The sequence below is a fragment of the Nonomuraea sp. NPDC059007 genome (assembly GCF_042740555.1).
Lineage (GTDB): Bacteria > Actinomycetota > Actinomycetes > Streptosporangiales > Streptosporangiaceae > Nonomuraea.
This window is the reverse complement of the sequence record NZ_JBHYJD010000046.1, coordinates 74,275-84,560: the sequence shown is the minus strand read 5'-3', so window position 1 is coordinate 84,560 and position 10,286 is coordinate 74,275. Positions and strand designations below refer to the sequence as shown.

8 protein-coding genes are annotated in these 10,286 nt (G+C 66.5%); 3 read left to right on the top strand and 5 right to left on the bottom strand.

What is annotated here, in order from left to right; all coding sequences use genetic code 11:
• Positions 1 to 631 precede the first annotated feature (631 nt).
• A complete protein-coding gene (locus tag ACFWY5_RS45980) occupies positions 632 to 1,135 on the bottom strand; it encodes an RICIN domain-containing protein (RefSeq protein WP_379638655.1) in 504 nt (167 codons plus the stop codon).
• Between the two features lie 217 nt (positions 1,136 to 1,352).
• On the opposite strand from ACFWY5_RS45980, the gene ACFWY5_RS45975 reads away from it, so the two are divergent.
• Positions 1,353 to 2,357, top strand: coding sequence for a response regulator transcription factor (locus ACFWY5_RS45975; protein WP_379638654.1), 1,005 nt, complete (start codon positions 1,353 to 1,355; stop codon positions 2,355 to 2,357).
• Positions 2,358 to 2,611: 254 nt separating this feature from the next.
• On the opposite strand, the gene ACFWY5_RS45970 is transcribed toward ACFWY5_RS45975, so the two are convergent.
• Positions 2,612 to 3,163 (bottom strand): DUF4240 domain-containing protein, encoded by a 552-nt coding sequence (locus ACFWY5_RS45970; protein WP_379638653.1) that lies wholly within the window; start codon positions 3,161 to 3,163, stop codon positions 2,612 to 2,614.
• Between the two features lie 312 nt (positions 3,164 to 3,475).
• A complete protein-coding gene (locus ACFWY5_RS45965) occupies positions 3,476 to 3,979 on the bottom strand; it encodes a DUF3841 domain-containing protein (RefSeq protein WP_379638652.1) in 504 nt (167 codons plus the stop codon).
• Between the two features lie 1,193 nt (positions 3,980 to 5,172).
• Here ACFWY5_RS45965 and ACFWY5_RS45960 point away from each other — a divergent pair.
• Together ACFWY5_RS45960 and ACFWY5_RS45955 are read left to right on the top strand one after the other, a co-directional pair.
• Positions 5,173 to 6,945, top strand: a complete 1,773-nt coding sequence (locus tag ACFWY5_RS45960) for a non-ribosomal peptide synthetase (RefSeq protein WP_379638651.1) — start codon at positions 5,173 to 5,175, stop codon at positions 6,943 to 6,945.
• Entirely contained in the window at positions 6,942 to 8,156 is a 1,215-nt protein-coding gene (locus ACFWY5_RS45955; protein ID WP_379638650.1) for a cytochrome P450, read from the top strand. Before ACFWY5_RS45960 ends, ACFWY5_RS45955 begins: the two co-directional genes overlap by 4 nt.
• A 65-nt stretch (positions 8,157 to 8,221) precedes the next feature.
• On the opposite strand, the gene ACFWY5_RS45950 is transcribed toward ACFWY5_RS45955, so the two are convergent.
• The gene (locus ACFWY5_RS45950; RefSeq protein ID WP_379623310.1) at positions 8,222 to 9,061 is read right to left on the bottom strand and encodes a DNA-methyltransferase; all 840 of its coding nucleotides are present in this window, start codon (positions 9,059 to 9,061) and stop codon (positions 8,222 to 8,224) included.
• A 40-nt stretch (positions 9,062 to 9,101) separates the two neighbouring features.
• Entirely contained in the window at positions 9,102 to 10,283 is a 1,182-nt protein-coding gene (locus ACFWY5_RS45945) for a cytochrome P450 (protein ID WP_379638649.1), read from the bottom strand.
• Positions 10,284 to 10,286: the final 3 nt, after the last annotated feature.

The window sequence follows — 10,286 nt, the reverse complement described above, 5'->3', positions numbered from 1 at the left end:
GTGTGTGGGGCCCCCCCCCCGCCTGGGGGGGGGGGCGCCGGCCCGGTGCGCGACCCCCGCCCCCCGCCCCCCCCCCCGCCACGCGGCTTCGGAACCGTTCGCACTATCTGTCAGCACCGTGCGGATTGCCTCCGCGTCCCGATCCCGCACCGTCCACAACGGCCGCCCACCGCGCCATACCCGAATTGAGGGTTCCTCACGGGGAAGTGCAGGCCGCGCGGGTGTTGCGATCCGCTCTTCACCTGCGCGTTCAGGGAGGTCTTCACCGCTGAAGGGCCCTCGCCGAGGATGCCCGAGGATGACCGCCATCTGCCAGCGGGTCATCGGCACCCTGCGCCGTGAAACTCCTGGACCGGATGCTGATCCTCAACGAACGCCACCTGACCTCGTAGCTCAACATTCGAGCGGCACAAGAGAAGAGCCAAGGATGAGCACGCTCATGCCTGTCATCCTGCTGATGAGCACACGAGTCCGGGTAGTTCACCGTGCACCGCCTTGGTGTGCATATTGCATCAAGGCTGGCATCCCCGATTAAAAAGGACCAGCAGGCCGCCCGTAGGAAGCTCGGTTCCATGGGCGCCGGCGACGTCCGCCTGGGATGGCGGCTGATAGTCGCGAACGACCCTCGTGCTCACGCGGTGCGCCATTGCTGGTGGGGCGGGAGAGTGTTGTCGCAGTCGCGGATGATGAGTGCGGCTCCCTTGTGGGGGTTGGACTCGACGATGGTCAGGCATCTGTTGGACCTGGGGTTGCGCAGTTGCTTTCCATTCCATGACCACTGCTGTGGGGCTCCGCCGTGACAGGTCCACATGTTGATGCCGGCGCCGTTGTAGATATTGCCGTCCTGAACGTCCAGGCATTTACCGTTGAGGTCGCTCACGAGGGCTTGGCCGACGAAACGCCAGCGTTGGTTGTTGGTGCCAATGCAGTCGGACATGTGTACGGCGGCGCCGTCACCGGTATTGGCGGCACGGATTTCCAGGCAGTAGTTGTTGACGTTTTCCGTCGTGAGTACAAAGCCCACCCCCCGGTTGGTCTGCTGGTGTCGTGAGTCGGCCGCCGCCCCCGAGGCGGCCAGCGCGCCGGCAGCGGTAATGGCTGCGGCCAAAATGGTGATGCTTCGTGCTCTGCTCATGGAATTCCTCCGCTTGTCGGTGCTTGATACGAGGGCGTCCAGGACGTTCCTGTTTGCTGTGCGCTATGACCATCACCCATGCGCCGGGAGCCGGCCATCCCCGGATCTGGGGATAGCGCGGAAAACGCATGGCCGGGCAGAGCGTGAAGGCTCATGCTGGAGGCAGTGGCGTCCTCGGGGGTTGGCGATGACCAAGAGCCGTTTTCTGGTGCGGGACTTGCACGCGCACGCACGCCGGCACGCCACCGCCGGCGAGCTGGGCGAGGCGGTCTCACAGGTGGTGGCGCCCGTCGTAGCCCATGACGCGCTCCGGCTGGTGGGCACCAGCCCGACCTCCGACGTGGGTTCGTTCAGCTTCTGGCACGGCGTCGAGCCCGGCCTCGGCCGCCCGTGGCTGCTCAACTATTTCGCCGGCGCGGAGCCGTACCCGATCGAGGACCTGGCCCGATTGCCGATCCCGGCAGGGACGATGAGCGGCGGCGATCGGCACGTCGACCCGGCCCGGCAGCTGCTGGCCGCCCACGGCGTGGGCGGCCAGCTGCGGTTGCTGCTGCGAGACGCGCGCGGCATCTGGGGCACGCTGGACCTCCTGCGCGGCCAGGATCGTCCACCCTTCGACGATCAGGACGTACGGCGGGCCGCAAGCCTGACTCCAGCCCTGCTGGCAACTATCCGCGGCTATGTCAAGGCAGGGCCATTGGCCCCGCAGTCCGCAGCGCCGGCACCCGGTGTCTTCATCGTCGGCGCCGACCACACGATCCGTACGGCCACACCCCCGGCACGCGCCTGGCTGGACATGATCCGTGAACGTCAGCCCAATCCGAGCTGGACCAGCGAGCCGTTCATGGCCGGGATGGCGATCAAAGCGCGCGAATACGCCCGCGACCCTCACAACCCCCGCCCGCTGTGTGTCGGCCCTTCGGCCGGGTACGGCCATTGGATGGTGTGCCAGGCCGAACCGTTGGACGACGGCAGCCAGGACGTGGCGATCATCATTCAGGCAGCTGCGGGCGAGCACCTGCTCACGTGCTTCAGCGACTGGTACGAGCTCACCCGGCGGGAACGCCAGGTGCTCGCGCATCTGCGCGACGGGCTGTCGCGCAAGCAGATCGCCCGCCGTCTGGAGTTGTCGATGCACACCGTGAGCGACTTCCTCAAAGCGATTCACCGCAAGACCGGAGCCACCGGCCGCGACCAACTTCTCGCCGCCCTCATCCCCTGACCACCAGCCCGGACATCGTGGCTCGGCTCACAACCACCACTCCTTCAACCAGGACTTGGCGATCAGGGTGGTTCGTCCAGGCAGGTGAACGCTGTCCTACGCTTCTGCAAGACGTGCGCAGGCGCTTACAGCTCCCCTCACCGAAGCCGAGGCCAGCCTGCTGCTGTCGGTACCCCTGCGGTTCCCAGGTCTTGTTGGCGGCTCCCTCTGTGTGTGACAAGTCGCCGAGCCGCCTTTCGTCCTGAAGCCAGGCTCTAGTCGGAGGAGGAGTTCAGGAACAGCGCCGCCAACCGAGGTAGCCGGCGGTGCATCTCGGCGGAGTCGTCGAAGTCGAAGTCTTCACCCATGTCGAACTCACCAGGCTGCCGTGGATACCGCTGCTCTTGAGCCTCGAAGAGGCCGTCGTTGCCTGTGATGCGCTCGTAGGCATGAGAGGGGGCATAGGTGAACTCCTCGTAGAAGATGTCCTCGCCGTCGTCTCCAGCCAAGGCTGTTGCCTGAACGAGTGTGAGGTCCGCGAGGTCGTCCGGGTTGGCGAGGGCAACCTGATAACACTCACGCCCCTGGGCGATGATGCCTGCTCGGAAGTCCATGAACGAGTCGTCACTGCAGCCACCGCCGATCAGATAGGCGGCGGCCCAGACGTCCCACCGACAGAGCGCCGCCTTGTACTCGTCGTAGTGCTGGCGGTAGTCAACGACTGCCTCGGCCGGCATGTCTGCCAGAACTGTCTCCAAGGCCTCATGGAGAGGGCCGTCCAGATCGCGGGCTCGTTCAATGATCGCCCAGAAGTCATCTTGGTCCATGGCGGGATGGTGCCAGTGAGTGTCACCTTCCCCAAGATCATGTACGGAGCTGTCAAGAAGACCTGGGAATTCCCGCCAAACTAAAGCCTGGGAAATCGGGGTCCCCGGGTGCGTCTACCGATCGCTGCTCCCGCGCTCCATCGTCTGGAACCCTCCGCCGGCCCGATGCCGTGGACCGACGAAGGAGGCCTGCCGCGCCGATCGCCCCAGCCGTCCACGGCCTCGGCCAACCCCCTGCGGGTCGGCAGGTCGGGCACAGTCTTCTGTCTCGTTCGCCGCCGCGGCCAATGCTGAGCGACAGCGGTCGCGAGGTCAGGAGTCGTCCTCCTCCTTCGCTGGATCGAACGGCTCCAGAGGGCGGGCACTGCGAAGATGTCCAGCCAGTACGCGTGGCAAGCACGCCTGCACACCGGCGAGCTCCTCCCGATCAATCGACCAGTTCATGGTCGCCGGCCCTCCGCCCAGGAGGGTTGCGTCCATGAAGTCGTTCCAGCGTCCGTACGAGCTGAGCAAGACCATCTCGTCCGGCACATCCAGGTCCAGGACGACGTAACGGGCGTACTCCTCGTCGGTCTCCGGGCAGAGGAGGAGATCAGCCGTCACGGCGACCGCGTTGTCGCGGGTGTCCCGCCCGAGCCACGCCCACACCGGCGGACGGCCCCGGCAGTCGAGGCCGCGCCTGGCCATCTCCGCCACCATCTCCTCGTACGCCGGCCGATACGACGAGACCAGCAGGCGGGCCCAGTCGCCGACCAGTTCGCCGTCGGTCTTCAGCGAGTCGAGAATCGCCCGGTGCTGCACTGTCCACAATCGCACCGGGCGATTGTGGCAAGACAGCGCAGCACATTCCACACAATTGAATCTGGTGCCGATCATGCCGGGATCGGAAGGTGCTTCGGTCGCTACGCCCGGACACGAGCTCTATTCAACACGCCTTACCTGCCAGAAGAGATCATCTGTCTCTGACCTGCGAGAAGAAGGCCCAAGAACCTGAGATAAGCCGCGCGCCTACCTGCGCAGGCTCCCTACACCCGAGCCCGACCCAGCCGACGACATTGCCTCTCACCTGGCGGCCAACGCCTGACTCCCTGGCATGGCGCAGACCTGGACTTTCACCGGCGTGGTCTGCACCACAGGCGGCGACTTCACCCAGGATCTTGCTCGTCGTGCTGTTGCTAACCGGGTGCGGTGCCTCGGTTGAACTGCCGCGTTTCGCCGAGCCCCCGTTCCGTCGAGGAGGTCGCACGCCAGTTGCGCGAACACGAGCTGCGCGGAGAGTCGTCCCTCCCGGCTGTGGATGACGTCTTCCAGCTGTGTCCAGGCGCGCCGAGCCGCAGGCCGTGGCCACGTGGTGGCCCCGCTGAAGAGGATCCGCCGGTGCGCGCGAGGTTCATGCCGATGCCCGACGTGGCGCAGGCGGCGCGCCTGGTGGCTCAGGCCACGGGGTGGCACGTGACTGCACGGGACCGGCGAGCGGCACCGTGGTGAGGGGATGGTGGGACAGATGACCGTGTCCGCAGTCAAGCGTGCCGGCTGGTCGGGCGTGCAGGTCATCACGAGCGGGCGGAGTGGGAACGACACCGAGGCTTCGGCAAACGCCCCTACATCCTCCTCGGCATCAGACCCGGAGTGCCGAGGTTCGACGTAGCATACCGGCGCCACTCCTGCCCAGTGCCGAAGAATGTTGCCGGTTGAGCAATCATAGATCGATGTTGAATTCTCCTGCTTTACATACGCTCGGCGATCAGGGGTTGCCGCCGAAACTCGATGGCGGACGACCTGCGCGCGAGTCTTGACGCCTTGAGAGTGCGAGTGCTGAGCACGCCAGGCCCTCATTGCGCGTGACCTGCTTGGCTATGTGATTATTTCGCGCGTTGACCATATTTCGAAAGCTTCATTAGCCTGTCATTTCAGATGGTATTCACGAAAATCGCCGTTCCTTATCGGCTGCCCGAGACCCTTGTGCAACTGCGCATCGCGCCACTTGCACGTCGTCTTCAGGAGGGACCATGGCGGACAGTGCGCCCCGCACATTAACCGAACTCTTCGACCGGTCGGTGCGAAAATATCCGGACCGGCCGGCCGTCACCGACGGCACGCAGTCCCTGACCTACGCGCAGCTCGATCGAGAGGCGGGCATCGTCGCCGCGTCCCTACGCCGGCACGGCGTCGGACGAGAGGATCGAGTAGGCGTCTACCTCAGCAGGTCGACCGGCCTCTTCGCCGGGATTCTGGGCGCGCTGAAGGCGGGCGCCGTCTACGTCGCGGTGGACCTGCGCTACCCGGACGCCCGCCGTGACTTCATGCTGGAGAGCAGCGGCGCCAAGGTCGTTCTCACGGACCGCCACACGCGAGACCGCCTCGGAGAACTGGCCATCACCACCGTCGATGTCGACGAGCCGGCGGAATCCGGTGAAGCCGCCGACGCCGAAGTCAGGCCCGGTGACGCGGCCAGCCTTCTCTTCACTTCGGGGTCGTCGGGTGAGCCCAAAGGGATCGTCCTGGAGCATCGCAACCTGGTCTCCTTCGCCGAGAACCCCGCTCTTCCCGCGCTGCTCCCGGAGGATCGGGTGGGGCAGGTGTCCAGCGTCTCGTTCGACGCCTTCCACTTCGAGATGTGGTGCGCTCTCGCCGCCGGGGCGCGGACCGTGGTGCTCCCGCCGGTGCCGGAGCTGCTCGCGGGGGACTTTCAGCGGCAGATGAAGCACTATGGCATCACCGCCATGCTGGTGCCGACCATGGTCGTCAACCACGTGGTCCGTGAGGACCGGGACGCCTTCTCCTCCCTCCGGATCCTGGCCACGGGCGGAGACGTGCTCACCCCGGCCGCCTGCCGGGCGTTGCTGGGCGGCCGGTTCAAGGGAGAGCTTTACAATCTCTACGGCCCGGCTGAGATCACCACCGCCTGCACCTCTCATCGGGTGAGTGCGGTGGACGCCGACTCGGAGGCCATCCCCATAGGCAGGCCGCTGCGGGATGTGTCGTTGCGGATCCTCTCGCCGGAACTCCAGCCCGTCGCGGACGGCGCGGTCGGCGAACTGTATGTCGGCGGCCCAGGGGTGGCGCGCGGCTATTTCGGCAGGGACGACCTGACCGCGGAGCGCTTCGCGACGGAGTCCGTGGACGGTCGTGAGGTCAGGATGTACCGGACCGGCGATCTCGTGCGCCGGCGCGAGGACGGCACGCTTCTGTTCGTCGGCCGGGCCGACGGTCAGGTGAAGATCCGCGGATACCGGATCGAGCCCGGCGAGGTCGAGCGTAGTCTGATGCGCTTCGCCGAGGTCCACGACGCCATCGTGCTGCCGGCCGGTTCCGGTGACGACCGCCGGCTCGTCGCCTTCGTCGTGGTCGAGGAGTCCCTGGGCGTGAAGGATCTACGCCACCGTGCCGAGGCGCACCTGCCGGATTTCATGGTGCCCGCGAAGTTCATCGTACGGCCGGAGATCCCCGCCACCACGCACGGCAAACGGGACATGGACGCTCTGAGGGAACTCCTCGCGGATCACCTACGCCAGGAGCAGGCGTACGCCGCTCCCGAAACCGGCACCGAGAAGTATCTGGCGGAGCTGTGGGAGGAACTCCTCAGCGCGGAGAAGATCGGCAGGAACGCCGAGTTCTTCGAGCTCGGCGGGCACTCGCTGCTGGCCTTCCGCATGCACCACCGGATCTGCGGTGATCTGGGGGCGGAGCTCGAGTTCCCCGCCGTGCTCGCCCATCCCGTGCTCAAGGACCTGGCCCTGGTCATCGACACGGCGCCGCAGCGTGAGGCGAAGGCCTCATGAGAGCGGCACTCGGCACCGACCTGACCGACATCGACCTGTTCGTCGAGGGCGCCCACGAGCAGGCTTTCGCGGCCCTGCGAGCCGAGACGCCGATCTACTGGAACGAGGGCGCCGACGGCAGCCGGTTCTGGGCTCTGACCAGGTATGAGGATGTCCTGTGGGCCTATCGCGAGCACGGGCTCTTCGGCTCCGGCCGAGGCGTCATCGTGGGGGGATCGTTCCGTGCCGAGGGCGACACCTCGGCGGGGCGCATGCTGGTCTCCACCGACCTGCCCCGGCACCGCATGCTGAAGCAGGCGATCTTGCCGGCCATGCGCGACGCCGTCGCCAAGCGGGTCGCGAGCCGCGTGGCCGGGCTGCTCGAAAGGGCGCTGGCCACCGCACGGCGTGACGGGGGATGCGACTTCGCCACCGACATCGCGACCGAACTGCCCGCCGGCGCACTCATGGAGATCATGGGAATCGGCCATGCGGACGCCCACCGCCTCATCGGGCTGACCCGGCGCATGGTGGGCTACCGGGATGAGATCTTCGTGGACACCGGAGGCCATGAGCGCCTCCGGCTCGCCTGGCTGCAGTCCGAGGTGTTCGAGTTCTTCGCCGGCATCCTCAAGCAGCGCCGCCGTGACCCGGGGGAAGATCTGGTCAGCATGCTGTTGAAGGCGGAGGTGAACGGTCGCCGGCTGACCGGGGAGGAGGTCTTCTACAACTGCATGAATGTCGCCGTCGGCGGCAACGAGACCTCCTCGCACAGCGCGTCCACCGGACTGCTCGCGTTCATGGACAACCAGGATCAGTACCGGATGCTGCGGAACGGCGCGTGGCGGTCACAGCTCACCGTGGCGGAGGTTCTGCGCTGGAGTTCGACCAACGCCTACGTGCAGCGCTCGGCGCTACGCGATGTCACCCGCGGAGGGATCACCATCAAGGAGGGCGATTCCATCACGCTGTGGAACTATTCGGCCAACCGTGACGAGACCGTGTTCCCGCACGCGGACCGTTTCGACATCACCCGGGAGCCCAACCGCCACCTGTCCTACGGGGCGGGCCTGCACCGCTGTATCGGAGCTCCAATCGCCTACGCCGAGCTGTCGCTCCTGCTGGAGTCGCTCGCCGGCTCCGGGATGACCTTCGCCCTGGCCGGCGAGGTGCGGCGGCTGCGCTCCAACTTCATCCTCGGGATCACCCGCCTTCCCGTGGCGGTCGTCTGAGAGGCGGTAGAGCGCGCGAGCGCGGCCGGTGCGATCGTTCGCACCGGCCGCGCTTCGGTTTCGTCTCAGGACACCGGCCGCGTCGCCTCGCCGGTCACCAGATCATCGATACGTTCCCTGGCCACGTCGATCACCTTCTCCGACATGTCATTGCATGCCCACTTCCGCCCTGTCAGCTCGGCGGCGATCGCCGTGGAGCCGATTCCCACGCAGGGGTCGACGACGAGATCGCCTTCCGACGTGAGGAGTTCGATGAAGTACGTCGGGAGAGCCACGGGATAGCGGTCGATGTCGGGAAGGACACCCTCGGCCGCGCATCGATCCAGATACCGGAAGTCGGTGTAGGAGTCGCCCATGGTCAGGAGGTTGCCGAACGGATGAGTCAGGCTGCTCTGGTACTGGCGGACCTTGGTGGTGTCGACGGGCACGTCCGGCGTACGCGACAACCAGTACAGCGTGCTGACCGAGTCGTGCAGCCGGATACGCTGCTCGTCCACCCACGTGTCGCGCGCGTAGAGCAGTTGCGGGTTGTACCAGTAGAACTCCTGCAGCAGATGCCAGCCGCCCTCGCCGAGCAGTCGCGACAGGGCGGCGTAGTTCTGAATCGTGCGGACGGGGCGGTCGTCCGCCCAGGTGCACCCCATCTCCAGCACGACGCTCCCGTCGGGCAGCAACACCCGATCGAACTCCTTCATGAACCTGAGGAACCAGTCTCCGAAGCGTGGGCACGCCGGGTCATCGGATGTGATCGTGTACGGTCCCGTGAACCACAGGGACGACATGATGAGGCGCACGCCGGCGTCGGGCAGCGTACCCAGGAAGTCGATGGCGTCACCGCGGGTCAGTACCCCGTTGGCGGTGCTGGTGACGTGGGCCTGGCCGAGGCCCGCGGCCGGTTGGTTCATGAGATCTCCTCCAGTCGGTGGTGTCGTGAACTCCGCGGGCTCACCTGACCCAGCGCGCCTTCGCGGGCAGGCTGGTGATGGTCCGCTCGCTGGGAGTGACGCGCCGTTCGATGGGCCCGTCGATCTCCCAGTCGATGAGCCGTGCGGTGAGTTGCTCGAAAAGGGCGATGAGTTCCAGCCGGGCCGCCGCGACCCCCAGGCAGTGGTGGATGCCGATGTTGAAGGACAGATGCCGCTGGACGGGGCGATCGAGGAGCAGGGACCCGGAGTCGTGCCAGCGACGCTCGTCCCGGTTCGCGGAGGCCCAGATCAAGATCACCCGTTCACCCGCTGGAATTCGCGTTCCGTGCACCTCCACCTCTCTGGTGGTGACCCGCTTGAACCAGTGGAAGGGCGCGTCGAAGCGGAGAAGCTCCTCCACCGCGCCGGGGACGATCTCGGGCTTGGCCTTGAGCAGTTCCCACTGATCCGGGTTGTCACGCAGATGGACGAAGGCGCTCGCGATGGTGGCGCTGGTGCTGACGATCCCGGCGTCGAAGAGGAAAAGGATGTTGGCCAGCGCCTCGTCGTGTGACAGCTCTCCCGCGAGCATCGCCCCGGACAGCACCGAGAGCAGGTCGTCGCCGGGCCGGGTGCGGCGCTTGGCGAGCTCGCGGGACAAGTACTCCCACATCTCGTCGCGAGCCGCCATCGCCTGCGCCGGCAGCTCGATCATTCCGGGATTGCGCTCAAGCATGGTCGAATGCCAGGCGCGTAACTGCTCTTGGTCGCTCGCCGGCAGCCCGAGCCAGGCGCAGATCACGCCCGCGGGCAGCGGATAGGAGAGATCCCGCGCGATGTCCACGGATTCCTGTCGCGCGAGCCGGTCGATCAACGCGCTCACTTTGTCGCGCACCATCGGTTCCAGCCGGGCCCGCACCTTCCCGGCGGAGAACTCCTTTCTGAGCACGCCGCGAATCCGGGTGTGTCTGGGCGGGTCGGCGCAGTCCATGGCGGGCGCCGGGCCGAAAAGGAGCCCGGTGTCATCGAGGTCATTGCCCTGTGCGGAGGAGTAGGTTCTCCAGTCCATGGCTGCCGCCTCGACGTCGGCGAAGCGTGACAGCGCCCAGAAGTCCACCCCCTCCACGGTCTGCCCGTGATACAGCGGCGCCTCGGAGCGGAGCCTCCGATAGACCGGATAGGGGTCCTCCGCCAATTGCAAGGGGTCGTAGGTGAGTTCCATGTG

Bases quoted from the DNA above. Each gene is read 5' to 3' on its own strand.
- ACFWY5_RS45960 (WP_379638651.1), top strand. From the start codon at position 5,173: ATGGCGGACAGTGCGCCCCGCACATTAACCGAACTCTTCGACCGGTCG.
- ACFWY5_RS45950 (WP_379623310.1), bottom strand. From the start codon at position 9,061: ATGAACCAACCGGCCGCGGGCCTCGGCCAGGCCCACGTCACCAGCACC.
- ACFWY5_RS45945 (WP_379638649.1), bottom strand. From the start codon at position 10,283: ATGGAACTCACCTACGACCCCTTGCAATTGGCGGAGGACCCCTATCCG.
- ACFWY5_RS45955 (WP_379638650.1), top strand. From the start codon at position 6,942: ATGAGAGCGGCACTCGGCACCGACCTGACCGACATCGACCTGTTCGTC.
- ACFWY5_RS45970 (WP_379638653.1), bottom strand. From the start codon at position 3,163: ATGGACCAAGATGACTTCTGGGCGATCATTGAACGAGCCCGCGATCTG.
- ACFWY5_RS45980 (WP_379638655.1), bottom strand. From the start codon at position 1,135: ATGAGCAGAGCACGAAGCATCACCATTTTGGCCGCAGCCATTACCGCT.